The 23,253-nt window shown below is 60.9% G+C and carries 24 protein-coding genes; 16 read left to right on the top strand and 8 right to left on the bottom strand.

The features are described 5' to 3' along the window. Positions 1–6 precede the first annotated feature (6 nt). The 3 genes from OSJ75_RS14620 to OSJ75_RS14610 form a co-directional block, all read right to left on the bottom strand. Complete coding sequence (locus OSJ75_RS14620) at positions 7–489, bottom strand: GNAT family N-acetyltransferase (protein WP_267228553.1); 483 nt, start codon at positions 487–489, stop codon at positions 7–9. Positions 490–492: 3 nt separating this feature from the next. After that, positions 493–780: an Asp-tRNA(Asn)/Glu-tRNA(Gln) amidotransferase subunit GatC gene (gene gatC, locus OSJ75_RS14615; RefSeq protein ID WP_250018671.1), complete on the bottom strand. Its 288-nt coding sequence runs from the start codon at positions 778–780 to the stop codon at positions 493–495. 120 nt (positions 781–900) lie between these two features. Further along, positions 901–1,605 (bottom strand): metal-dependent hydrolase, encoded by a 705-nt coding sequence (locus tag OSJ75_RS14610; protein WP_267228552.1) that lies wholly within the window; start codon positions 1,603–1,605, stop codon positions 901–903. A gap of 112 nt (positions 1,606–1,717) precedes the next feature. On the opposite strand from OSJ75_RS14610, the gene ruvX reads away from it, so the two are divergent. After that, the gene (gene ruvX / locus OSJ75_RS14605) at positions 1,718–2,215 is read left to right on the top strand and encodes a Holliday junction resolvase RuvX (RefSeq protein ID WP_250018669.1); all 498 of its coding nucleotides are present in this window, start codon (positions 1,718–1,720) and stop codon (positions 2,213–2,215) included. Here ruvX and OSJ75_RS14600 read toward each other — a convergent pair. Together OSJ75_RS14600 and OSJ75_RS14595 are read right to left on the bottom strand one after the other, a co-directional pair. After that, entirely contained in the window at positions 2,182–2,502 is a 321-nt protein-coding gene (locus OSJ75_RS14600; RefSeq protein WP_267228551.1) for a DUF6105 family protein, read from the bottom strand. The genes ruvX and OSJ75_RS14600 overlap by 34 nt on opposite strands. Positions 2,503–2,769: 267 nt before the next feature. Next, a complete protein-coding gene (locus OSJ75_RS14595; RefSeq protein WP_250018667.1) occupies positions 2,770–4,398 on the bottom strand; it encodes an acyl-CoA dehydrogenase family protein in 1,629 nt (542 codons plus the stop codon). A gap of 246 nt (positions 4,399–4,644) precedes the next feature. Between OSJ75_RS14595 and OSJ75_RS14590 the strand changes: the two genes are divergently transcribed. From OSJ75_RS14590 to dprA, 7 genes are all read left to right on the top strand, one after another. Continuing rightward, positions 4,645–5,592, top strand: a complete 948-nt coding sequence (locus OSJ75_RS14590) for an ABC transporter substrate-binding protein (RefSeq protein ID WP_267228550.1) — start codon at positions 4,645–4,647, stop codon at positions 5,590–5,592. 53 nt (positions 5,593–5,645) lie between these two features. Further along, complete coding sequence (locus OSJ75_RS14585; RefSeq protein ID WP_267228549.1) at positions 5,646–6,422, top strand: ABC transporter permease; 777 nt, start codon at positions 5,646–5,648, stop codon at positions 6,420–6,422. After that, positions 6,419–7,204, top strand: a complete 786-nt coding sequence (locus OSJ75_RS14580) for an ABC transporter ATP-binding protein (protein ID WP_250018664.1) — start codon at positions 6,419–6,421, stop codon at positions 7,202–7,204. The genes OSJ75_RS14585 and OSJ75_RS14580 overlap by 4 nt, the downstream gene beginning before the upstream one ends. An 88-nt stretch (positions 7,205–7,292) precedes the next feature. Then, positions 7,293–8,258 (top strand): aspartate carbamoyltransferase catalytic subunit, encoded by a 966-nt coding sequence (locus OSJ75_RS14575; RefSeq protein ID WP_267228548.1) that lies wholly within the window; start codon positions 7,293–7,295, stop codon positions 8,256–8,258. Further along, entirely contained in the window at positions 8,255–9,541 is a 1,287-nt protein-coding gene (locus tag OSJ75_RS14570) for a dihydroorotase (RefSeq protein ID WP_267228547.1), read from the top strand. The genes OSJ75_RS14575 and OSJ75_RS14570 overlap by 4 nt, the downstream gene beginning before the upstream one ends. Before the next feature lie 26 nt (positions 9,542–9,567). Then, on the top strand, positions 9,568–10,182 hold the full coding sequence (plsY, locus tag OSJ75_RS14565) for a glycerol-3-phosphate 1-O-acyltransferase PlsY (protein WP_267228546.1): 615 nt from the start codon (positions 9,568–9,570) through the stop codon (positions 10,180–10,182). After that, the gene (gene dprA / locus OSJ75_RS14560) at positions 10,179–11,312 is read left to right on the top strand and encodes a DNA-processing protein DprA (RefSeq protein ID WP_267228545.1); all 1,134 of its coding nucleotides are present in this window, start codon (positions 10,179–10,181) and stop codon (positions 11,310–11,312) included. The genes plsY and dprA overlap by 4 nt, the downstream gene beginning before the upstream one ends. On the opposite strand, the gene OSJ75_RS14555 is transcribed toward dprA, so the two are convergent. After that, entirely contained in the window at positions 11,289–11,492 is a 204-nt protein-coding gene (locus OSJ75_RS14555) for a hypothetical protein (protein WP_250018659.1), read from the bottom strand. The genes dprA and OSJ75_RS14555 overlap by 24 nt on opposite strands. Before the next feature lie 332 nt (positions 11,493–11,824). Between OSJ75_RS14555 and topA the strand changes: the two genes are divergently transcribed. The 6 genes from topA (at position 11,825) to rpmG (ending at position 19,417) form a co-directional block, all read left to right on the top strand. Beyond that, positions 11,825–14,437, top strand: a complete 2,613-nt coding sequence (topA, locus tag OSJ75_RS14550) for a type I DNA topoisomerase (protein ID WP_267228544.1) — start codon at positions 11,825–11,827, stop codon at positions 14,435–14,437. Between the two features lie 9 nt (positions 14,438–14,446). Continuing rightward, positions 14,447–16,765 (top strand): ribonuclease R, encoded by a 2,319-nt coding sequence (rnr, locus tag OSJ75_RS14545; protein ID WP_416362567.1) that lies wholly within the window; start codon positions 14,447–14,449, stop codon positions 16,763–16,765. Beyond that, complete coding sequence (locus OSJ75_RS14540) at positions 16,762–17,190, top strand: DUF983 domain-containing protein (protein WP_267228543.1); 429 nt, start codon at positions 16,762–16,764, stop codon at positions 17,188–17,190. Before rnr ends, OSJ75_RS14540 begins: the two co-directional genes overlap by 4 nt. A 2-nt stretch (positions 17,191–17,192) precedes the next feature. Next, a complete protein-coding gene (locus tag OSJ75_RS14535) occupies positions 17,193–17,936 on the top strand; it encodes an NUDIX hydrolase (protein WP_267228542.1) in 744 nt (247 codons plus the stop codon). A 3-nt stretch (positions 17,937–17,939) separates the two neighbouring features. After that, positions 17,940–19,118 carry an MFS transporter gene (locus OSJ75_RS14530; RefSeq protein WP_267228541.1) on the top strand — a complete coding sequence of 393 codons (1,179 nt, stop codon included), beginning with the start codon at positions 17,940–17,942 and terminating at the stop codon, positions 19,116–19,118. Between the two features lie 131 nt (positions 19,119–19,249). Continuing rightward, positions 19,250–19,417, top strand: a complete 168-nt coding sequence (rpmG, locus tag OSJ75_RS14525) for a 50S ribosomal protein L33 (RefSeq protein ID WP_250018653.1) — start codon at positions 19,250–19,252, stop codon at positions 19,415–19,417. Positions 19,418–19,489: 72 nt separating this feature from the next. Here the strand turns inward: rpmG and OSJ75_RS14520 are convergent, their stop codons facing one another. Next, positions 19,490–20,863 carry a PleD family two-component system response regulator gene (locus tag OSJ75_RS14520; protein WP_267228540.1) on the bottom strand — a complete coding sequence of 458 codons (1,374 nt, stop codon included), beginning with the start codon at positions 20,861–20,863 and terminating at the stop codon, positions 19,490–19,492. Between the two features lie 21 nt (positions 20,864–20,884). Continuing rightward, positions 20,885–21,256: a response regulator gene (locus tag OSJ75_RS14515; RefSeq protein ID WP_250018651.1), complete on the bottom strand. Its 372-nt coding sequence runs from the start codon at positions 21,254–21,256 to the stop codon at positions 20,885–20,887. A 300-nt stretch (positions 21,257–21,556) separates the two neighbouring features. On the opposite strand from OSJ75_RS14515, the gene OSJ75_RS14510 reads away from it, so the two are divergent. Beyond that, positions 21,557–21,838 carry a DUF3572 domain-containing protein gene (locus OSJ75_RS14510; RefSeq protein ID WP_250018650.1) on the top strand — a complete coding sequence of 94 codons (282 nt, stop codon included), beginning with the start codon at positions 21,557–21,559 and terminating at the stop codon, positions 21,836–21,838. A gap of 87 nt (positions 21,839–21,925) precedes the next feature. Beyond that, a complete protein-coding gene (locus OSJ75_RS14505; protein ID WP_267228539.1) occupies positions 21,926–23,242 on the top strand; it encodes a DNA polymerase IV in 1,317 nt (438 codons plus the stop codon). Positions 23,243–23,253 lie beyond the last annotated feature (11 nt).

Raw genomic sequence — 23,253 nt, 5'->3', positions numbered from 1 at the left:
AAGTCCTTACTGTGCCGGCGCCAGGGCCAGCCATCTTTCAAAAAATGCACTATGTTCAGAATCCGGGTAATCCAGCACGACGCCGCAGCGGGTGAAACCCGAATTCTCATAAAGGCGATGCGCCGGAGCGAAGCCCGGTCCGTTTCCCGTCTCGAGCAACAGGCGGTCGATCTTCTGCTTCTTCGCTGCTTCGACGATGGCGAGCAGCAGGGCGGAGCCCACCCGTTGACCGCGGACCTGCGGGAGGGTGAACATCCGTTTTACTTCGCCGATGCCGCCGCCATGCGTCTTCAAAGCGCCGCAGCCGACGGCCGCGCCCGTCTCGTCACGGGCGACGAAAACGGTCGTTTCGGGGTTCGCCATCTCCTCGACGGTCATCTTGAACTGAAACTCGACGGGCGAAAGCGGCAGAAGGTGATCGTTCAGCGCATCGACCAGGGCGCGCACGTCTGCCTGTAGCGGAGTTTCGACAGCGATCGTTATTGCCATCGCCTATTCCACCACCTTTGGGACGATGAAGAAGTTTTCCTCCGACATGGGCGCATTGGCGATGATGTCGTCGACCTTGCCGCCGTCATTCACGACGTCGCTGCGCTTCTTCATGACGATCGGCGTGACCGACGTCATGGGCTCAACCCCATCGACATCGACTTCGCGCAACTGCTCCACAAAACCAAGGATGGCATTGAGCTGGCCGGTCATGCGCTCGGCCTCGTCTTCCTTGACTTCGATACGCGCAAGCCGCGCCACGCGTTTGACGGTTGAAATATCGACTGACATGCGAGTTCCTGAATTCCTGATGGATTACCAGTGCTATAGTGTCCGCCGAGCGCGAGCGCAACGGACAAGAGGCGATGCACTTCAATATCGAGCCGATGCGGCAGCTTCAAGCGGCCATGTCTAGGCCGTGAACGCCTCGCCGGTCTTCGCTATGACGACTTCGCTCGTTCCGCCCTCCATTCCCGCGACGAACTTCTCCGCGGTCTGGTCGATGATCGGAAAGGAGGCATAATGGCAGGGCACGACTTTCGAGAACTTGAAATAGCGCCGCGACGCCAGTGCTGCGACAGCGCCTCCCATGGTGAACCGGTCGCCGATCGGCACGATGCCGATGTCGGGCTGATGCAATTCCTGGATCAGCGCCATGTCCGAGAAAATGTCGGTATCGCCCATGTGGTAGAGCGTGGGTTCGTCATCGAAGTGCAGCACGATGCCATTTGCCGAACCGAGCGAATGGGAAACGCCGTCTTCCGTCAGCTGGGCCGAAGAATGAAGCGCGTTGACATAGGTGACGCTGAAACCATCATAGGAAACGGTGCCGCCGGTGTTCGTCGAATCGGTGCGCTGCACTCCCTTGGAACCCAGCCAGGCGGCAAGATCGGCATTTGCCGTTACCAGGGCGCCCGTGTCTTTCGACAATTGCACCGTATCGCCGACATGATCCCCATGTCCGTGCGTGAGAACGATATGGTTCACCCCCTTCGCGGCTTCCTGCGGATCGACGCCCTTGGCGCCCGGATTGCCGGTGAAGAACGGGTCGATGAGGATGATGTTTCGGGCGGTTTCGATGCGGAATCCGGAATGACCGAGCCAGGTGATCTTCATGGTTTGGCTTGCCTCCATTCATGAGTTGGCGCTCGCATTTGGCGTGCAATAGGGGTATCAGCCAATTAGAAACATCTATCAAGACCGATGCAATGGCAGGACTGGCCTTACCTTGACTATTTTGACGATCGAGCAATTGGAAAGCACTCTCGCGCCGGGCAGGACGCTGGCGGGGCTGGACCTCGGCACGAAGACCATCGGCATCGCGATTTCCGACCGCGGCCTCTCCTTCGCCAATCCGCGCCCGGTGCTGCGGCGGCGAAAATTCACGCTCGATGCCCAGGATCTGCTGAAGCTGCTCGCGGCCGAGAATGCCGGCGCGATCATCATCGGCCTGCCTGTCAACATGGATGGCAGCGCGGGTCCGCGTGTGCAGGCGACGCGGGCATTCGTGCGCAATATGGAACCGCTGACCGACCTCCCATTCGTCTATTGGGACGAGCGCCTGTCGACTGTCGCTGCGGAACGCGCCCTCATCGGCATGGACGTATCAAGGCAGAAGCGTGCGGAGCGAATAGATTCGGCTGCCGCGGCCTTCATTCTTCAAGGCGCGCTCGACCGCCTGAACATGCTGCGTCAAGCGGCGGAAGCGGATGACAACTTCTTGTAGGCAGCGCGTTCGGCACGCCATGCCTTGTAGCGATTGAAGATCTGGCGCCTGCGCCGGATGGCGATCAGACCCAGCACCAGAGCGGTATCGACAACGCAGGCGCGCGCCACCAAGGGCGGGATCGTCTCCGGCTGGATGCCCAGTATTCCCCCATAGATAGCGAACACCTTTTCGTGCATCTCGCGGCTGAAGAAATACATGCCCATGCTGAGATCGTAATAGGAGAGGAAGTACCATCCCCAGAGGAATCCGATGGGTCCGGCCCAGAAGATCAGAAAACCGCGCATTCCCACTCCTCGATACTGCAACTTCCGCCGCCCGTAACCCACGGATTTTTATGGTGTCTTTCGAGCCACAGTGATATCGCTTAAGATGCTAACCGCAACGTAAACCATTTGTTAAGGTTAATTTAAGAAAATTTAATTCAAATTGAACGGATTAGCGAGTGGCTGTCTGGCCCCGGCGCGGAATAATTTGTGCCGATCCACGCCTTTCCTGACAAAGATGGCTTCCAGGCGCGCAAAAATGGCGACTGAACCCGATACGCGGCGGCGTCAGTTGCCGGGATAGAGGGAGTTCACGATGCTCTGGGCGTTGTGGCGGGCATCAAGCATGCCGTAGGTGGTGCGCCACTGCCCTCCGAGCCGGGTTTCTATGAATGCGTCGGCAATATCCTCGGAGTGAAGATAGCGCAATTCGGCGCCCGCGGCGGCGAGTGCCAACTGCTCCGTCAGAATCCGGGCCGCACCCTCGTCATTGTCGGCAACACGCATGGCAGCGCGCAGGACCTCGACGGTGCCCTGCCCGCCTCGTCCAAGATTGGTGCCGATCCAGTTGAGCACATCGTCGAACAATTGCGGCCCGCGCTTGAGAACGCGCAATACGTCAAGCGCCATGACATTGCCGGACCCTTCCCAGATCGCATTCACCGGCGCCTCACGATAATAGCGGGCGAGATTGCCCTCTTCGATGTAGCCATTGCCGCCGAGACACTCCATCGCCTCGTACAGCATGGCCGGAGCAATCTTCGCCACCCAATATTTGACGACGGGGGTCATGACCCGCGCGAAGGCCGCTTCGCCGCGATCGCGGGCGGCATTGTCGAAAGCCCGGGCGAGGCGCAGCGATAGCGCGGTCGCAGCCGCCACATCAAGCGCCATGTCCGCGAGAACGCGCAGCATCAGCGGCTTGTCGATCAGCGGCCCGCCAAAGGCCGAACGGTGGCGGGCATGGTGAACCGCCTCGGCAAGCCCGGCTCGCATCAACCCCGCGGAAGCGACCGAGCAATCGAGCCGCGTCAATGTGACCATGTCTATGATCGTCTTGACGCCTTCGCCGGGATTGCCGACCAATTGCGCCAGCGCATTGTCGAATTCCACCTCGGAGGACGCGTTGGAGCGGTTGCCGAGCTTGTCCTTGAGCCGCTGGAAGCGAAAGCCGTTGGAGCTGCCATCGGGCAGAATGCGCGGCATCAGGAAACAGGACAGCCCTTCCCGAGCCTGCGCCAATACCAGGAACGCATCGGACATGGGTGCCGACATGAACCATTTATGGCCGGTCAAGCGATGGAAACCGCTTCCCGCCGGCTCCGCCCGCGTCGTATTGGCGTGGACGTCGGTGCCGCCCTGCTTTTCCGTCATCCCCATTCCAAGCGTCAGGCCCTGCTTCTTCGCCGGCGGCTTGTTGCTGGAATCATATTTCCTCGGCAGAATCAGCGGCGACCATTCCCGGTAAAGATTGGGAGCAGCCATCAGCGGGGCAAGCGAGGCGCTCGTCATCGTCAATGGGCACAAATGGCCGCATTCGAGCTGCGCCGTCAGGTAGAAGCGCGCCGCCCGGGCCTGGTGCCGGAGCCCTGCTTCGTCCTTTGTCTCCTCCCATGCCGACGAGTGGAGGCCGAGCGAAACCGAACGGCGCATCAGCGCGTGATAGGCGGGGTGATAATCCACCACGTCCAGCCGGTTTCCCTGCCGATCATGGGTTCTGAGCTTCGGTGTTTCCGTATTGGCGAGCCGGGCGAGATCGGCGGCATCGCCGGAAAGCACAAACCTGCCGCACTGCTCCAGCTCTTTCCGCGTCGCCTGCGGAAAGCGCTTGGTGATCTCCATCAAGAGCGGATCGATCAGATAGGCATTGAGCCCGGCCATCGAAGGCGTCTGGTTGAGTACGTCGTGCGTTTTCAAATGTGCATCCTGACTGATTTACCGGATCTCAGTGCCGATAATTGCCCGGCGGCGTCCGACGCCGGAACGTTCTCTCAAGGTTATAAAGGAAACTTCTGACAAGGGGTTAATCCATTCCTCCTAACATAGGCTTTATGCCCGGTTCGATGCAATTGCGCGGTCGGCGCCTGAATTGTCTAGACAAAACAAAGTGCCACTGCCTATCATGCCAGCAATCAAATCCACCAAAATAAAACGGGGTTCAGCATGATCAGAAAATGGCACATTGCTTCGGCATTCGCGGCGCTCGTCGCCTTTACCACACCATCCGCGGCTGAGACGAAAGTCGCCGTCGGTTTGTCCGGCTGGACGGGCTTCGGGCCGCTGACGCTCGCCAAGCAGGCCGGCATCTTCGAGAAGAATGGCCTCGACGTCACGCTCAACAAGATACCCCAGGCCAGCCGGCATCTGGCGCTGGCATCCGGCGACGTGCAATGCGCGGCGACAACGGTGGAGACCTGGATCGCCTGGAATGCCAATGGCGTTGCCACCAAGCAGATATTCCAGATGGACAAATCCTTCGGCGCCGATGGCATGGTGGTAAGGCCCGACGTCGAGAAAGTCGCCGATCTGAAGGGCAAGACCGTCGCAGCATCGGCGCCGGGCACCTCGCCCTATTTCGCCCTCGCCTGGATTCTGAAGAAGAACGGCCTGACGTTGAAGGATGTCAAAGTCGTCAATCTTGAGCCTGGCCCGGCGGCGCAGGCTTTTGTCGCAGGGCAGAATGATGCCGCCATGACCTATGAGCCCTATCTCTCGACGGTGCGTTCCGCGCCCGACAAGGGCAAGATCATCGCCACGACCATCGACTACCCCATGGTGATGGACACGTTCGGCTGCACCAATGAATTCCTGGAGAAGAACCCGGAAGCCGCCAAGGCGCTTGCCGCGAGCTATTTCGAGGCGCTTGAATTGATCGCCGCCGATGAGAAGAAGGCCTATGAGACGATGGGCGCGGACGTGAAACAATCGGCCGAGAAGTTCGGCGAATCGGCCAAGCATCTGAAGTGGCAGGACAAGGCCGCCAACCAGAAATTCTTCGAAGGCGAGTTTACCAGCTTCTCCAATGAAGCTGCCGATCTGCTTCTCGAAATCGGCATCATCAAGCAGAAGCCCGACATTTCCGCGATCGTCGATACGAGCTTCATCAAGTAAGACCTCACGGGGGGCCGCCTTGCGGTGGTCTCCCGTTCAAATCCGGACATAATATGCCCCATCCTCTCCAACCGATCGGTTCGCGCGCCCGCACCCTGCTCGGTATCCTGTTCTTCGTCCTGTTCGTCGGCGCCTGGTCGCTTGCAACTTTTGGCGGTTTCGTGTCGAGCACATTTCTCGCCGATCCGCTGACCATGCTGCGCGACGGCTGGTTTCTCCTGTCCGAGCAGAACTTCCTCTACGATATCGGCATGACGATCTGGCGTGTCGTCGGCGGCTTTCTCATCGCCGCAATCGTTGCGGTGCCGCTTGGAATAGCCATGGGCGCCTACAAGCCCATCGAAGCGCTGCTCGAACCATTTGTCTCGTTTGCCCGCTACCTGCCCGCATCGGCCTTCGTGCCGCTGCTCATACTCTGGGCCGGCATCGGCGAAATGCAGAAGCTGCTGGTGATCTTCATTGGCGCGGTCTTCCAGATCGTCCTGATGGTCGCCGTCGCCGTCGGCAATACACGCCGCGATCTGGTCGAGGCCGCCTATACGCTCGGGGCCAATGATCGCGGCATCGTCAACCGCGTGCTGATACCCGCCAATGCGCCTGACATAGCCGAGACGCTGCGGCTGGTTCTCGGCTGGGCCTGGACCTATGTGATCGTCGCCGAAATGATCGGCGCGTCCTCCGGCATCGGCTATATGATCATCAACAGCCAGGCACTGCTCGCCACCGGCCAGATCATTTTCGGCATCATCATCATCGGCATCATCGGGCTGATCTCCGACTTCCTGTTCAAATCGGTCAATCGCTGGCTCTTTGCCTGGAGGCTCGCATGAGCAGGCTCATCATAAAGGGCGTCAGCCGCGTCTTTCCGGGAAGCCATGGCGGACAGCCGACGCAGGCGCTGCAACCGACGGACCTGACCGTCGAACACAATGATTTCGTCTCCATACTCGGTCCATCCGGCTGCGGAAAGTCGACGCTCCTGCGGATCATCGCCGGCCTCGACACCCCGACGACCGGCACCGTCACGCTGGACGGCACTGCGGTGCGTGGGCCAGGCGCGGATCGCGGCGTGGTCTTCCAGTCCTATACGCTGTTCCCATGGCTCACGGTCGAGCAGAATATCGGCTTCGGCCTGCGGGAGCGCGGCGTGCGCGACAGGGATCGGCGGGAAATCGTCGCCTCCTATATCGAAAAGGTTGGCCTCAAGGGTTTCGAGCATCACTGGCCCAAGCAATTGTCGGGCGGCATGCAGCAAAGAACCGCAATCGCCCGGGCATTGGCCAACGACCCGAAGATCCTGCTGCTGGACGAGCCGTTCGGCGCGCTCGACAACCAGACACGCGGATTGATGCAGGAATTGCTGCTGGGCATATGGGAACGCGAACAGAAGACCGTGATCTTCGTCACCCACGACATCGAGGAAGCGATCTTCATGGCATCCCATGTGGTCACCATGTCGGCGCGGCCGGGGCGAGTGAAGTCGATAACGCCGGTGCCGCTGGCGCATCCGCGCCACTATACGATCAAGGCCAGCCCCGAATTTTCGCGGCTGCGCCTCGACCTCACCGAGGAGATCCGCACCGAAGCCATACTTGCGGCCGAGGTGCACTGACGACAGGATGACGATCGGCGGATTTAGGTGGACATTGGCAGCACGCGCTTGCAGCATGGGGCCATGACGCTTATAGGGGAGACTTGATATGACATCAGAACCCGCCTCTCCCCTGTTTCCCCACCGCCATCTGCTTGGCATCAAGGGACTTTCCCCGCAAGATATCGTTCAATTGCTTGATCTGGCCGACAGCGAAATTGCCGTTTCGCGCCAGTCCGAGAAGAAGAAGACGGTGCTGCGGGGGCGGACCCAGATCAATCTGTTCTTCGAAGCCTCGACCCGGACGCAATCATCCTTCGAACTCGCCGGCAAACGGCTCGGAGCCGACGTCATGAACATGTCCGTCGGCAATTCATCCGTGAAGAAGGGCGAAACGCTGATCGATACGGCAATGACGCTCAATGCCATGCGGCCGGACGTGCTGGTGATCCGCCATTCTTCCGCCGGCGCGGCCGCATTGCTGGCACAGAAGGTCGGATGTTCGGTGATCAATGCCGGCGATGGCGCCCATGAACACCCGACACAGGCGCTGCTCGACGCACTGACCATTCGGCGTGCCAAGGGCAAGGTCGAGCGGCTGATCGTCGCCATTTGCGGCGACGTCCTTCATTCGCGCGTGGCGAGGTCGAACATCATTCTCCTCAACGCTCTGGGCGCGCGGGTTCGCGTCGTGGCGCCGTCCACGCTGCTGCCATCGGGCATCGCGCAAATGGGCGCCGAGGTGCATCACGACATGCAGGAGGGGTTGAAGGACGCCGACGTCGTCATGATGCTGCGCCTGCAGCGCGAGCGCATGGCCGGATCCTTCGTTCCCTCGGTGCGCGAATATTTCCGTTATCACGGTCTCGACAGCGAAAAGCTGCGCTATGCCAAGCCGGATGCTCTTGTCATGCACCCAGGACCGATGAATCGCGGCGTCGAGATCTCGTCCGAGGTCGCCGACGGTTCGCAGAGCGCTATTCAGGAACAGGTCGAGATGGGCGTTGCCGTGCGCATGGCCGTGATGGAGGCGTTGCTCGATCTTCGCCGCAACCCTGCGGGAGTGGCCGGATGAGCGTCAAGGTTTTCACCAATGCCCGCATCGTCGATCCTTCCCGGGACATCGACGAGACCGGCACCATCATCATCGACGGCGGCCAGATCGTCGCCAGCGGCGCGGATGCGCGGAACCAGGGCACGCCGGACGGGGCCGAAATCGTCGACTGCTCCGGCAAGACCATTCTCCCGGGCTTGGTAGACGCCCGCGTATTCATCGGCGAACCCGGCGCGGAGCACCGCGAAACCATCGCCTCCGCAAGCCATGCCGCGGCGGCGGGCGGCGTGACCTCCGTCATCATGATGCCCGACACCGATCCCGTCATCGACAATGTGGCGCTGGTCGAATTCGTCAAGCGCACGGCGCGCGATACGGCCGTCATCAACGTCTATCCCGCTGCCGCCGCCACCCGTGGCCTGAAGGGCGAGGAAATGACCGAGATCGGCCTGCTGAAGGAGGCCGGCGCCGTCGCGATCTCCGAGGGCAAGCATTCGATCAACAATACGCAGCTCCTGCGGCGCGCCCTTACCTACGCCCGTGATTATGGCGTCGTGCTCTGCCAGGAGCCGCGCGATCCTCATCTCGGTGCCGATGGCGTGATGAACGAGGGGCTGTTCGCAAGCTGGCTCGGTCTTTCCGGCACGCCGCGCGAGGCAGAGGTCATTCCGCTGGAGCGCGACATGCGGCTCGCTGCGCTGACCAAGGGCGCCTACCACGCCGCGCAGATATCGACGTCCATGTCGGCCGACGTCATACGCCGAGGCAAGGAGCTCGGCTTGAACGTTACTTCAGCAAGCTCCATCAACCATTTGTCTTTGAACGAAAATGACGTCGGCGAGTTCCGGACTTTCTTCCGGCTGCAGCCGCCATTGCGGCTCGAGGAGGATCGGCTGGCAATGGTCGAAGCCCTGCGCGACGGTACGATCGACATCATCGTTTCCGCTCATGATCCGCAGGATGTCGATACGAAACGGCTGCCCTTTGCCGATGCGGCGGCCGGTGCCATCGGGCTGGAGACCATGCTCGCGGCGGCGTTGCGCCTCTATCATAATGGCGACGTGCCCTTGCTGCGCATCATCGACGCCATGTCCACCGCCCCGGCGCGGATATTCGGCATAGAGGGTGGTTCGCTGCGCCCCGGCGCCAAGGCGGATATGACCATAGTCGATCTTGACGAACCGTGGATTGTGACGGAAGAAGGATTGCGGTCGCGTTCCAAGAACACCTGCTTTGAAGGTGCGCGGTTCCAGGGCCGGGTTCTACAGACATTCGTTGCCGGGCAATCCGTGTTCAGCATCTAGCGCTTTTGGCCATCGGGGGAATTTCCATGTTGGGATTGTTCAGCGACGAGAGCAACCGCATGCTTTTGCTGCTCGCGCTCCTGTTCGGCTATCTGCTCGGCTCGATCCCGTTCGGTCTCATCCTCACCCGCATCGCCGGGCTCGGCGATGTTCGCAGCATCGGTTCCGGCAATATCGGCGCCACCAACGTCCTGCGCACCGGCAACAAGAAGCTCGCCGCCGCGACATTGCTGCTGGACATGTTCAAGGGCACGGCGGCTGTGCTGATCGCCGGCCGTTGGGGCGGTGACTACGCCCTTCTTGCCGGCCTTGGCGCCTTTCTCGGTCATATCTTTCCGATATGGCTGAAATTCAAGGGCGGAAAGGGCGTCGCCACCTATCTCGGCGTGTTGCTGGGCCTCTACTGGCCTGTCGCCTTGATCTTCGCGGCAGCGTGGCTGCTCGTCGCCTTCGTGACGCGCTACTCGTCGCTTGCCGCCCTCGTCGCGTCGGTCGTTGTTCCGGTCGCGCTCTATCTGATCGACCAAAAATCCATTTCACTATTGTTTTTCATCCTTACGATTATCGTTTTCATGAAGCATCGCGCCAATATTCGACGTCTTGTTTCCGGTACGGAAGGCAAGATCGGGGCGAAGGGATGAATGAAGCCAGGAAGGGCATCCGCCTTTCTGACATGCAACGACTGAACTGGCTGCGCCTCATCCGCAGCGAGAATGTCGGACCAGCCACATTTCGCGACCTGATCGCCCATTGCGGCACGGCCGCCGATGCCATCGCCATGTTGCCCGAACTGGTGCGGCGCGGCGGCGGCAAGCGGCAGATACGGGTCGCCAGCGTAGAACAAGTGGAGCGCGAACTCGCGCTCGCCGCTCGAATGGGCGCCTGTTTCACCTGCATCGGCGAGCCGGACTATCCGCTCTACCTCCGCCAGGCCGACAATCCGCCGCCCGTGGTGGCGATAAAGGGCGATCCGGCGGTTTTCCGGGCGCCTGCCGTGGCCATTGTCGGGGCCCGCAATGCCTCCATGGTGGGAATCAAGATTGCGCGCACTTTTGCCAGGGAGCTCGGCGAAGCCGGTTTCGCGGTCATATCCGGCCTCGCCCGCGGCATCGATACGGCCGCCCATCATGCAAGCATCGAGCATGGAACCGTGGCGGTCATGGCCGGCGGGCTCGATCATCCCTATCCGCCGGAGAATATCGAACTGTTCAACGCCATTCCTGCGCGCAACGGCGCGGTGATCAGCGAGATGCCGTTCGGCTGGGAACCGCGCGCCAGGGATTTCCCGCGGCGCAACCGCATCATCGCGGCACTTGCCCTCGGGCTGGTCGTGGTCGAGGCGGCTGAACGGTCCGGTTCATTGATCAGCGCCCGCCTCGCCTCGGAAATGGGCCGGCTGGTCTTCGCCGTGCCCGGCTCGCCTCTCGATCCGAGGGCGAAGGGGGCGAACCAGCTTTTGAAGAATGGAGCGATCGTGGCTACGGAGACCGCCGATATCATCGAAGCGGTCACGCCGCTCAGCGAGCGACCGCTGGTGGATCAAGCCGAGCTGCTGGCGCCGGCAGCGGATTTTGCGGTGGTGCCGCCGCCCGATGAAACCGACAGGGACAGGCTCATCACCCTCCTCGGCCCGGTCGCTGTGGATCTGGACGATCTGGTCCGCACGAGCGGGTTGCACCCTTCCGCCGTAATGTTGATTCTTCTGGAACTCGACCTCGCCGGACGCCTTGTACGGCACTCGGGAGGGCTAGTTTCTCTTTCTTATGGTTGAGTTGCGGTCTTCAAGATCCTTGCGCAACTCGTCACAACTTTCGATGTAGGCAATCTCGATCAGATAGGCCAACATCTCCTTTTGGCTGGCCCGTGCAATGGCGCGCAGCTCACCAAGTAATTGTTGAATATACCGGACATTGTCGATGGAATTTTTCTGGTTGACCGGGTCATTTCCCATAAATTGATCTCCAAATTAACTTGAATTAGAAAATTGTTCTTATATAAAGGCCGTGCCGTGAAATTGGCATTTATCAAATCGTTTGTTTAAGCCGCTGTTTTTCAATGATATAAGGCAGCGTTTCCAGTTCGGGTCCAACCTCCCCCTTGATCTTGACTCGCAATTAAATACCATCAATTGCATATTACCTGCGAGCAACTGTAGGTTGTATTTAACGATTTTTCGCTTACAGACCTTGACGTGATGCCGTGGCCTGTTCATTTCACAGGGCTGTTTCGTAATGGAAGAAGTGCTTTTGCGCTGTGGCAAAGGCAGGAAAGTATAATCTCGTAATGAATGTCGTCGTCGTCGAATCGCCCGCCAAGGCCAAAACAATCAACAAATATCTGGGTTCCGGTTACAAGGTCCTGGCGTCGTTTGGGCATGTTCGGGATCTGCCGGCAAAGGATGGCTCGGTTCGTCCCGATGATGATTTTTCGATGTCCTGGGAGGTGGATTCCGCCTCGTCCAAGCGCCTTGGCGACATTGTAAAGGCGCTCAAGGACAGCGACGGCCTCATCCTCGCAACCGATCCGGATCGCGAGGGAGAAGCCATTTCCTGGCATGTTCTCGAGGTATTGCAGCAGAAGAAGGCGATCGGCAAGAAGCCGGTGCAGCGCGTCGTATTCAACGCCATCACCAAGGGCGCGGTACTCGAGGCGATGTCGAATCCGCGCGATATCGATATGCCGCTGGTCGATGCCTATCTGGCGCGGCGGGCGCTCGACTATCTGTTCGGCTTCACGCTCTCGCCCGTTCTCTGGCGCAAGCTCCCCGGCGCACGTTCGGCCGGACGGGTGCAATCGGTGGCGCTGAGGCTCGTTTCCGACCGCGAGGCCGAGATCGAGCGGTTTGTCCGCGAGGAATATTGGACCGTTGCGGCCCTGCTCAAGACCTTGCGTAATGACAGTTTCACGGCCCGCCTCGTATCGGTGGACGGCAAGAAGCTGGCGAAGCTCGACATCAAGAACGCCGAACAGGCCGGCCAGATCAAGGCCATGCTTGACGGCGCTGCGTTCAAGGCGGCGAGCGTCGAGGCCAAGCCGACGAAGCGCAATCCCGGGCCGCCCTTCACTACCTCGACCTTGCAGCAGGCCGCATCCGGCCAGCTCGGTTTTTCGGCCTCGCGCACGATGCAGGTGGCGCAGCGGCTTTACGAGGGCATGGATCTTGGCGGCGAGACGGCAGGTCTCATCACCTATATGCGTACCGACGGCGTGCAGATGGCGCCTGAGGCGGTGCAGGCAGCCCGCCAGACGATAGGCAAGGTCTTCGGCGAGAAATACGTCCCGGAAAAGCCGCGCTACTACGCGACGAAGGCAAAGAACGCCCAGGAGGCGCACGAAGCCATTCGCCCGACGGACTTCAACCGTCATCCCAAGGATGTGCGCAAATTCCTCGATGCCGACCAGGCTCGACTTTATGAACTGATCTGGAAAAGGGCGATCGCCAGCCAGATGCAGGCCGCCGATATCGAGCGGACGACGGTCGAGATCGACGCTGTGAACGGCTCGCAGTCGGCGCAGCTTCGTGCAACGGGCTCGGTGGTGCGCTTTGACGGATTCCTCGGTGCCTATACGGACCATCGCGAAGAGGAAGACACGGACGAGGACGGCGCAAGGCTGCCGGAAATCCGCGCCGGCGAGAACCTTGCGCGCGAGAAGATCGATACGGAGCAGCATTCGACGGAGCCGCCTCCCCGCTATTCCGAAGCGACGCTGATCAAGAAGATGGAAGAGCTCGGCATCGGTCGCCCGTCGACCTATGCGGCGACGCTGGCGACGCTGCGCGACCGCGAATATGTCAGCATCGAAAAGCGCAAGCTCATTCCGGCGGCCAAGGGTCGCCTGGTCACGGCGTTTCTCGAAAACTTCTTCCCGCGCTATGTCGAATATGATTTCACGGCCGGACTGGAGGAAAAGCTCGACGAGATTTCCGACGGCAAGCTGAAATGGAAGGACGTCCTGCGCGATTTCTGGACGGATTTCTTCGGCTCGGTCGATGGCATCAAGGAATTGCGCGTCACGAATGTGCTGGACGCGCTCAATGAAAGTCTCGGCCCTCTCGTATTTCCGCCGCGCGAAGATGGCGGCGATCCCCGCATATGCCAGGTCTGCGGCACCGGCACCCTGTCGCTGAAACTCGGCAAATACGGCGCCTTCGTCGGCTGCTCGAATTATCCGGACTGCAAGTTCACGCGCCAGCTCGGCGGTAGCGAGACGGCCAGTGAAAATGGCGGCAATGGCGACGAGCCGAAGGTTCTCGGCAAGGATCCCCATACCGACGAGGAGATCAGCGTCCGCAACGGCCGATTTGGTCCCTATGTCCAGCGCGGCGACGGCAAGGAAGCCAAGCGCGCCAGCCTGCCGAAAGGTTGGACCGTCGACGGCATGGATCATGAAAAGGCGCTGGCATTGCTTTCACTGCCGCGCGATGTGGGCCAGCATCCCGAAACCGGCAAGATGATTGCCGCTGGAATAGGTCGCTATGGCCCCTATATTACCCATGACGGGGCCTATGCGAATGTCGACAGCATCGAGGATGTGTTCTCGATCGGCATCAATCGCGCCGTCACCGTTCTGGCAGACAAGCTCTCCAAGGGCCCGCGCCGCGGCGGCGGCACGCCGGCAGCGCTGAAGCAGCTTGGCGATCACCCGGACGGTGGCGCGATCACGGTGCGGGATGGCCGGTACGGTCCCTATGTCAATTGGGGCAAGGTCAACGCGACATTGCCCAAGGGCAAGGACCCGGCTGCCGTTACCGTCGAGGAGGCGCTGGCTCTCATCTCGGAGAAGGCCGGCAGCAAGAGCGCCAGGAAACCTGCCGCGAAGAAGACTGCAACTGCCAAGAAGCCGGCCGCCAAGAAAGCGGCTCCAAAAAAGGCAGCGGCAAAGAAAGCAAGTTAGGATACGAAATTGGCACGCCGTATATCTCCACCGAAAAGCGGAAAGAAGCGGCCAGACAATTCTGCCCCGGCCCGCGAAATCCGCATGCCGAGCCGCGAACAGATCATGGAGTTCATCCGGGAGAACCCGGACCTGTCGAGCAAGCGCGACATAGCCAAGGCGTTCAACCTTAAAGGCGATGCGCGCATTGGCCTCAAGGCCGTGCTGCGCGATCTTGCCGATGACGGCCTTATCGAAAAGCGCTCCAAACGCCTTGCCGTGCCGGGCAGCCTGCCGAGCGTCGCCGTCCTCGACGTGACGGGACGCGACAGCGATGGCGGGCTGATCGCCCGGCCGGCCGAATGGCCGTCCCATGACGACACGCCTGCACCCGTCGTTTTCATCCGTGCATCACGCAGTTCCAGGGCAGTGACGGCGGGCGTCGGCGACCGGGTCCTGGCGCGCATCTTCCGCGGCGCCGATCCCTCGGGACCGGAATATACCGCCCGCATCATCAAGCGGATCGAACATCGCCGCGACAATATCCTCGGCGTCCTGCGCCGGCTCGACACGGGCGAATGGCGGCTTGAGCCGGTGGAACGCCGTCAGGCGGAGATCGTCATCGACCCGAGCCAGCTGAACAATGCCAAGCCGAACGACCTCGTGGAGGTCGAAATCAGCAAGCCCAGCCGGCATGGATTGGCGCTCGGCCGCATAAGCCAGGTCGTGGGTTCCGTATCCAGCGAAAAAGCGCTGTCGATGATAGCGATCCACGAACATGAGATTCCGCATGTCTTTCCCGAGGCAGTGCTGGCGGAGGCCGAGGCGGCGAAGCCGGCGGCGATGGCCAAGAGGGAAGATTGGCGGGACCTGCCGCTTGTCACCATCGATCCTGCCGATGCCAAGGATCATGACGACGCCGTCTATGCGGAGCCCGACAGCGACGAAGGCAATCCCGGCGGCGTGGTTGCGACCGTGGCGATCGCGGATGTGGCGGCCTATGTCACGCCCGGCTCCCATCTCGACCGCGAGGCGCTCGAACGCGGCAATTCGGTCTATTTCCCGGACCGGGTCGTTCCCATGCTGCCGGAGCGCATCTCGAACGACCTCTGCTCCCTGAAGGAGCTGGTGGATCGCCCTGCCCTGGCGGTGCGCATGCGGTTCAATGCCGAAGGCAGGAAAATCTCGCACAGTTTCCACCGCATCATGATGCGCTCGCATGCGCGGCTTTCCTATGGCCAGGCCCAGGCGGCGATAGACGGAGCACCGGACGAGAAGACGAGCGCCATCCTTGCGACGATCCTCCGGCCGCTCTGGGACGCCTATGCGGTCCTGAAGCGGGGCCGCGATGCCCGCGAGCCGCTCGAACTCGACCTGCCGGAGAAGAAGATCCTGCTCGACGCCGACGGCAAGGTGGACAAGGTCTTCATCCCGCCCCGGCTCGATGCGCACAAGCTGATCGAAGAGTTCATGATCCAGGCGAATGTGTCGGCAGCCGAGACGCTGGAGCGAAAGAAGCAGCCGCTGATCTACCGGATTCACGATGCGCCGTCGCTTGCGAAGCAGGAGATATTGCGCGAATTCCTGCGCACGCTCGATATTTCGCTTGCTCGCGGCGCGCAGCTGCGGCCCGACCAGTTCAACCACATTCTGAAGCGGGTCGAAGGCAGCGAACAGCAGGAACTGGTAAACCAGGTCGTGCTTCGCTCCCAGTCGCAGGCCGAATACAATCCGGCCAATATCGGCCATTTCGGCCTCAATCTTCATCATTACGCGCATTTTACCTCACCGATCCGGCGCTATGCGGATCTGATCGTCCACCGCGCGCTGATCGCGGCGCTCGGGCTCGGCTCCGACGGCATCACCCCGCGCGAGGAGGAGGTCCTGGCTGAAACCGCCGCGCTCATTTCCGCCGCTGAAAGACGGGCGATGGCGGCGGAGCGCGACACGATCGACAGGCTAATCGCCCATCACCTCGCCGAACGCGTCGGCAGCACGTTCGAAGGGCGCATACAGGGCGTGACGAAGGCCGGGCTCTTCGTCTCGCTTGCGACATATGGCGCCGATGGCTTCATTCCCATTTCAACCTTGGGCGATGAATACTATTTCTATGACGAGGCCAACCACACCATTTCCGGCGAGCGAAGCGGCAAGGGCTTCCGTCTGGGTGATGTGGTGGAGGTCCGTCTGGTGGAAGCTCTGCCCGTGGCGGGTGCGTTGCGCTTCGAGATGCTGTCCGAGCCGCATGCGGTACCGGCAGGCGTTCGATCGCACCACAAGGCCAGGCGGGCCGGCGGTCAGAAGCGATTCTCCGGCGCCGGTCGCAACGGAAGAAAAGGTAGAAGATGACGAATCAGTTTTCCGGAATGGGCGTGGCCCCGGCCCGACCCAGCCGCGCGGTCGGCCGCTCGATGTGGCGCGGCTTCCTCGGCCGCTGCCCCCATTGCGGCGAGGGCCGGCTTTTCCGTTCGTTCGTCAAATCGGTGGATCATTGTTCCGCCTGCGGTGAAGATTATACGCATCAGCAGGCCGATGATTTCCCGGCCTATATAACGATCACGATCGTCGGCCACATCGTGCTCGCCGGCTTTCTGGCCGCCGAGACGCTGTTCGTCATGTCCAACTGGGCGCATCTTGCCATCTGGGTGCCGCTGACGATCATCATGTCGATCGGACTGCTCCAGCCGGTCAAGGGTGCTGTCATCGGCCTGCAATGGGCCAATTATATGCATGGTTTCGGCGAGAGCACTGATCCTCACGCTTCGAAACATTGATCATGAGCCTGAACAAGCTGAGCAATTTCACGACATCGGGGGTAACTGCCAAGACGGTTCGCGTGCGTCCGCGCGATGCGGCGTCGCTCCTCATCGTCGATCGCTCCGGCAAGGATTGGCGGGTCCTCATGGGCAAACGGCACATGCGGCACGTATTCATGCCCGGAAAGTTCGTATTCCCGGGCGGAAGGGTCGAGCCCAGCGATGGAAAAGTGCCCGCTTTCGCCGAATTGAGCGATCATGACCAGCGCAAGCTTCTCGGCGGAATGGGTGCACGCGGCACGCGCGCACGTTGCCGCGCCGTGGCACTGGCCGCAATCCGGGAGACCTATGAGGAAGCCGGATTGATCATGGGCCGCCGCAGCGACGCCGGCCGCTGGCCGGCATTCGACGATTGGACCGCCTTCGCCGAGCGTGGCATCGCACCGGATCTGTCGGCACTACGCTATTTCGCCCGCGCCACGACACCGCCCGGAGGATCGCGGCGGTTCGATACGCGGTTCTTCCTGGCATTCGCCGAATCCGTCGCCGACAGGCTTCCCGCCATCACCGGTCCGGCGCAGGAACTCGAGGAACTCGCCTGGCCGACATTCGACGAGGCCACAGCCCTCGACATTCCGAATATCACCCGCATGATCATCGGCGAAGCGCGAGCGCTGCTCCAGGACAATCCTGAGCTGGCGCCCGGCAATGCGCTGGTGCAATACGGCATGAAACATGGGCGCTTCGTGCGAGAGGTCATTTAGATCATGGATGCCTCGCGATCCCAGCCGGACCAGACACGGGTTCGCACTCACTGGCGCGCACTCGTCGCAGCCATCGCCACGATCAGCGCCGTCGGCGTCGCGATCGGCCTCGGCATCCCTCTCCTCAGCGTCATTCTCGAAAGCCGCGGCCACTCGGCCACCATGATCGGGCTGAACGCCGCCGTGGCGGGCGTGGCATCGATCATCGCCGCGCCTTTCGCGGCGCCGATCGCCGCGCGGCTGGGCGTCGTCCCCACCTTGCTGATCATGCTGCTGATCGGCGGGCTTTCCTTCTTCGGCTTCCACTTCTTCACCCAGTTCTGGGTCTGGGTCATCCTGCGCATATTCCTGCATTTCGCGCTGACCATGCTCTTCATCCTGTCCGAATACTGGATCAATGCCGCTGCGCCACCCGATCGGCGCGGTCTCGTGCTCGGCATTTACGGCACGGTGCTCTCCATGGGCTTCGCCCTTGGCCCCTGGCTCTTCGCGCATATCGGCAGCAGTGGAATCATGCCGTTTGCCGTCGGTTTCGCCATTATCATCCTCGCCATGGTGCCGGTCATGTTCGCCTGGAACGACAGTCCGGATTTCCATGAGGAGGAGCATGTGCCCTTCGCGCCCTTCATCTGGGCGGTGCCGACGGCCACGGCGGCGGTCTTCGTCTTCGGCGCCGTGGAAACGGGCGGCTTTGCCCTCTTCCCGGTCTTTGGCGCCCGCATCGGCTATACGGAGGCCAACGCCGCGCTGCTGCTGACGACGATCGGGCTTGGCAATGTGCTGATGCAGATCCCGATCGGCCTCCTGAGCGATCATGTGAAGGACCGGCGCAAATTGCTGCTTGCCTGCAGCGTCATCGGTCTTGCCGGCATGTGCCTCCTGCCCTTCATCTATCTCAACTGGTATCTGGTGGCGGCACTGCTCTTCGTATGGGGCGGCGCCGTGGCCGGCCTCTACACGGTCGGGCTGGCGCATCTCGGCTCCCAGCTCACCGGGCGCGAGCTTGCCTCGGCCAATGCCGCCTTCGTCTTCTGCTATGCCATCGGCATGCTTGTCGGACCCCAGGCAATCGGCATCGGAATGGACCTGATGGGCCCCGGCGGCTTTGCCATCAGTCTTGCGGTCTTCTTTGCCGCCTATGCCCTGCTCGTCGGCGGCAGATTGCTCAGGCGGCACGGCTGATGCCGCCTTTGTGTCGAGCTGAGGCTTGACTTTTCACCGGGTTGGTTTATGTGTCCGACCGAATTCCCGCTTATAGCCACACTGCTGGACTTGAATAGCGGTCCTCAATAATCAGAACAGGTAACCTGAAAATGGCTAAGGCTGCGAATATCAAAATCAAGCTTCTGTCTACTGCTGACACCGGTTTCTTCTATGTCACGAGCAAGAACAGCCGTACGAAGACGGAAAAGCTGTCTTTCCGCAAGTACGATCCGGTCGCGCGCAAGCACGTAGAATTCAAGGAAACCAAGATCAAGTAATCTGGTTTCCACCGCTTAAAACTGCCGCCTCCGGGCGGCATTTTTATTTGTGCCGGGCTTTTTATAGTCGCGTCAGGCTGCGGCCGAGACCACCCGGTTCCGCCCGGCCGCCTTGGCTTCGTACAGCGCCACGTCCGCGCGCTTCAGCAGCGCCTGGACGCTGTCGGTGCCGGTGTGGATACTGGCAATGCCGATGCTGATGGTGACGGGCACGCCGATACCATCCTGGTCGATGGTGAACGGCGTCGACGCCGTCTCCCGCCTGATTCGCTCGGCGACGATCGATGCCATCGCCGCATCGGTATCCGGCATGACGATGAAGAACTCCTCCCCGCCATAGCGGCTGGCGAGATCGCTGCCGCGAACATTCCTGCGCAGCCGGCGCGCGAATTCGCGCAGGACTTCATCGCCGCAATCATGCCCGAACGTGTCGTTGATCATCTTGAAGCGGTCGATATCGATCATGAGCACCGACAAGGGTCGCTTGCGCTCGGCAGCACGCTTGAACAGGCTGGAAAGGTGGGTTTCGAGATAGAGCCTGTTATGCAGCCCAGTAAGGCTGTCCGTGACGGCCATCTCGTAGCTTTTGACGACGCTGGCCCGCAGGCCATCATGATAGGCCTTGCGGCGCAGCTGCGTGCGCAGGCGGGCAATCAGCTCGTCGGAGCGGAATGGCTGCACGAGATAATCGCTTATGCCGAGGTCCAGCGCGCGGCGGATGAGAGGCTCCTCGCCGAGTTCGGCCATCAGGACGATCGGCAGCGAACGGGTATTGTCCAGGGAACGCAATTGCGCGCATATGCGCAGCGGATCGTGGTTCGAAAGGCTCGATGCGATGAAGAGGCAATCATAATTGCCCTGTGCCGCATCGAAGAACCCGGTCTGCGGATCGCCCTGCACTTCCACCCGCGCTTCCGGCGCCAGCACTTCCTGCAATCGGGCGATGATTTCGGGCCGCTCGTCGATCAGCAGAATGCGCGCCTCGCGGCCGGAAATCTCGGCCGGCGTATTGAGAAGCGATTCGAGCCCCGCATCGCGGGTCGTCGCGACGCGCAGGCGCAGCTCGTCGGTCAGGTTCTTCAGCCGCACCAGGCTTTTCACCCGCGCCAGCAGCTGCAGATCGTTGACGGGCTTGCTGAGGAAATCTTCCGCGCCGAAATTGAGCCCGGTGATCCTGTCGGCCTCCTGATCGAGCGCCGTGACGAGAATGACCGGAATATGGGCCGTGGCCGGCCGCGATTTCAGCCTGCGGCAAACCTCGAAACCGTCGAGCCCGGGCATCATGACATCGAGAAGGATCACGTCGATATTGCCGTTTTCACAGATCTCGAGCGCGTCATAGCCATTGGTGGCCGACACGACATCATAATATTCGGCGCTCAGTCGCGCTTCGAGAAGCCTGACATTTGCAGGAACATCGTCAACGACAAGTATGCGGGCCGTCATGGCAGGTTTCTCCGGAGCGGATCATGCATCGCCGAGATAGGATTTGATGGTTTCGATGAATTTCGGAACGGAGATGGGTTTCGAAATATAGGCTTCGCACCCTCCCTGGCGAATACGCTCCTCGTCCCCCTTCATGGCGAAGGCGGTCACGGCGATGATCGGTATCGTGTGCAGATCATCATCGGCTTTCAGCCACTTCGTTACCTCGAGTCCCGATACTTCCGGCAATTGAATATCCATCAATATCAGGTCGGGGCGATGTTCCCTGGCAAGATCGAGCGCCTCCAGCCCGTTGCGCGTGCGAATGGTTTCATAGCCGCTGGCCTCGATGAGATCGCGAAAGAGCTTCATGTTCAGCTCATTGTCTTCGACGATCATGACTTTCTTCACCATAGGCAATTTCCCATTTCACTCATTTGCGCAGAAGCGGCGATCGACCCTGTCCGGGCAGTGCTGGCAATCCTGGTTGCCTCTGGAATAACGGCTGATGATTGATGAAAAGAAAACTCTTGGCCCAACCCGCCAAATGCTGTCGATCATGTTTAACCAAGCATTATTCAACATCTTCTTTTCAACATGTTCAACACCATACCGTGGGCCGCCTGTTCCAATCGGCTCACAATCGCAGACTTATTGTCTCCAATCCGCCGAGAATCGCTGTACGACTGGCCGGGATCAATATTGGCGTGGACGATGAAAACTATAACGCTCGACGAAGCACAGACGCTCGCAATCGACGCCCTGGTATATCTTGCCGGCGACCAGGAACTGATGCCGCGATTTCTCGCATTGACGGGCATTACCGCCGACCAGATCCGCGTGGCAGCGGGCGAGCCCGGGTTTCTCGCCGGCGTGCTGCAGTTCTATCTTGCGCATGAGCCGACACTGGTGCGCTATTGCGAGGACACGAACACCGATCCGCGCCACTTCCGTGAAGCGCTTTTCCTGCTTCCTGGCGGCGCCGTGCCCGATTGAACGGTGCACAGCGACGCGCCGCGCATTGCAAGCGCGTTTCCGCTTCGGTAGTGTGCATCACGTTCATCCTATGTTCCGTTGCGCACCATGGTCAATCTGAATGCCCCGAACTTCGGTTTCTGCCGGGACTGCCTGACGCTACAGACAACGGCGTCGCGCCGCTGCCACAAATGCGGCAGTCCGCGGCTGCTGCGCCATGACGAACTTTACAGCCTCAACATTGCGCATGTGGATTGCGACGCGTTCTATGCTTCGGTCGAGAAGCGTGACAACCCGGAACTGCGCGACAGGCCGGTAATTATCGGCGGCGGAAAACGTGGCGTTGTTTCAACGGCTTGCTACATTGCGCGCATCCATGGTGTTAAGTCTGCAATGCCGATGTTCAAGGCTCTGGAAGCCTGTCCGGACGCGGTGGTCATAAAACCGGACATGGAGAAATATGTGGGCGTCGGGCGCCAGATCAGGCAGTTGATGCGCGACCTCACGCCATTGGTCGAGCCGTTGTCGATCGACGAGGCCTTCCTCGATCTTTCGGGCACGGAGCGGCTGCATCATGATCCGCCGGCACGGGTGATGGCGCAGTTTGCCGACCGGATCGAACGGGAAGTCGGGGTGACGGTGTCGATCGGCCTGTCCTACTGCAAGTTCCTGGCCAAGATCGCTTCGGACCTCAACAAGCCGCGGGGCTTTTCGATCATCGGCCGCGAGGAAGCCGTCGCCTTCCTCCACGACAAGCCGGTGACGATGATCTGGGGCGTCGGCAAGGCCTTCGCCGCATCGCTGGAACGTGATGGCATCCGCACCATCGGCCAGTTGCAAACCATGGAACAAGGGCCTTTGATGCGCGCCTATGGCACCATGGGCCAGCGCCTCTATCGGCTTTCAAGGGGTCTCGACGAACGAAAGGTCGAGCCCGACGGCGAGAGCAAGAGCGTGTCCGCCGAGACGACGTTCAACGAGGATATCGCTACGCTCGAGGAACTGACGCCGATCCTGCGCTCGCTCTCGGAAAAGGTGGCGCGCCGGCTGAAGGCAGCCGACATTGCCGGGCGGACGGTCGTCCTCAAGCTCAAATCGAAGGATTTCAAGCTGCGGACGCGCAATCGCCAACTGGCCGATCCGACGCAACTGGCGGACCGCATTTTCCGCACCGGCTATTCGCTGCTGGTGAAGGAGATCGACGGCACGCGCTTCCGGCTCATCGGCATCGGGGTCAGCGACCTTGCCGATGACGGCCGCGCCGACCCGCTCGATCTCGTCGATATACAGGGGACGAAACGCGCCGTGGCCGAAACGGCCATGGACAAGCTGAGATTGAAATTCGGCAATGATGCCGTGGAGACCGGCTATACTTTCGGCAAGATAAAGCGGCGGCGCCCGGATATTCCCGACGAGATCGACTGAGGCGCCGGCCG

It is taken from the genome of Phyllobacterium sp. 0TCS1.6A, assembly GCF_026420825.1.
Lineage (GTDB): Bacteria > Pseudomonadota > Alphaproteobacteria > Rhizobiales > Rhizobiaceae > Phyllobacterium.
This window is presented reverse-complemented; position numbering and strand designations above follow the sequence as displayed.

What these genes read in the sequence shown, in the direction of transcription:
- OSJ75_RS14620 (WP_267228553.1), bottom strand. Translation starts at nt 489, where the DNA reads ATGGCAATAACGATCGCTGTCGAAACTCCGCTACAGGCAGACGTGCGC.
- gatC (WP_250018671.1), bottom strand. Translation starts at nt 780, where the DNA reads ATGTCAGTCGATATTTCAACCGTCAAACGCGTGGCGCGGCTTGCGCGT.
- OSJ75_RS14610 (WP_267228552.1), bottom strand. Translation starts at nt 1,605, where the DNA reads ATGAAGATCACCTGGCTCGGTCATTCCGGATTCCGCATCGAAACCGCC.
- OSJ75_RS14600 (WP_267228551.1), bottom strand. Translation starts at nt 2,502, where the DNA reads ATGCGCGGTTTTCTGATCTTCTGGGCCGGACCCATCGGATTCCTCTGG.
- OSJ75_RS14590 (WP_267228550.1), top strand. Translation starts at nt 4,645, where the DNA reads ATGATCAGAAAATGGCACATTGCTTCGGCATTCGCGGCGCTCGTCGCC.
- OSJ75_RS14585 (WP_267228549.1), top strand. Translation starts at nt 5,646, where the DNA reads ATGCCCCATCCTCTCCAACCGATCGGTTCGCGCGCCCGCACCCTGCTC.
- OSJ75_RS14580 (WP_250018664.1), top strand. Translation starts at nt 6,419, where the DNA reads ATGAGCAGGCTCATCATAAAGGGCGTCAGCCGCGTCTTTCCGGGAAGC.
- OSJ75_RS14575 (WP_267228548.1), top strand. Translation starts at nt 7,293, where the DNA reads ATGACATCAGAACCCGCCTCTCCCCTGTTTCCCCACCGCCATCTGCTT.
- OSJ75_RS14570 (WP_267228547.1), top strand. Translation starts at nt 8,255, where the DNA reads ATGAGCGTCAAGGTTTTCACCAATGCCCGCATCGTCGATCCTTCCCGG.
- plsY (WP_267228546.1), top strand. Translation starts at nt 9,568, where the DNA reads ATGTTGGGATTGTTCAGCGACGAGAGCAACCGCATGCTTTTGCTGCTC.
- dprA (WP_267228545.1), top strand. Translation starts at nt 10,179, where the DNA reads ATGAATGAAGCCAGGAAGGGCATCCGCCTTTCTGACATGCAACGACTG.
- OSJ75_RS14555 (WP_250018659.1), bottom strand. Translation starts at nt 11,492, where the DNA reads ATGGGAAATGACCCGGTCAACCAGAAAAATTCCATCGACAATGTCCGG.
- topA (WP_267228544.1), top strand. Translation starts at nt 11,825, where the DNA reads ATGAATGTCGTCGTCGTCGAATCGCCCGCCAAGGCCAAAACAATCAAC.
- OSJ75_RS14540 (WP_267228543.1), top strand. Translation starts at nt 16,762, where the DNA reads ATGACGAATCAGTTTTCCGGAATGGGCGTGGCCCCGGCCCGACCCAGC.
- OSJ75_RS14535 (WP_267228542.1), top strand. Translation starts at nt 17,193, where the DNA reads ATGAGCCTGAACAAGCTGAGCAATTTCACGACATCGGGGGTAACTGCC.
- OSJ75_RS14530 (WP_267228541.1), top strand. Translation starts at nt 17,940, where the DNA reads ATGGATGCCTCGCGATCCCAGCCGGACCAGACACGGGTTCGCACTCAC.
- rpmG (WP_250018653.1), top strand. Translation starts at nt 19,250, where the DNA reads ATGGCTAAGGCTGCGAATATCAAAATCAAGCTTCTGTCTACTGCTGAC.
- OSJ75_RS14520 (WP_267228540.1), bottom strand. Translation starts at nt 20,863, where the DNA reads ATGACGGCCCGCATACTTGTCGTTGACGATGTTCCTGCAAATGTCAGG.
- OSJ75_RS14515 (WP_250018651.1), bottom strand. Translation starts at nt 21,256, where the DNA reads ATGGTGAAGAAAGTCATGATCGTCGAAGACAATGAGCTGAACATGAAG.
- OSJ75_RS14510 (WP_250018650.1), top strand. Translation starts at nt 21,557, where the DNA reads ATGAAAACTATAACGCTCGACGAAGCACAGACGCTCGCAATCGACGCC.
- OSJ75_RS14505 (WP_267228539.1), top strand. Translation starts at nt 21,926, where the DNA reads ATGGTCAATCTGAATGCCCCGAACTTCGGTTTCTGCCGGGACTGCCTG.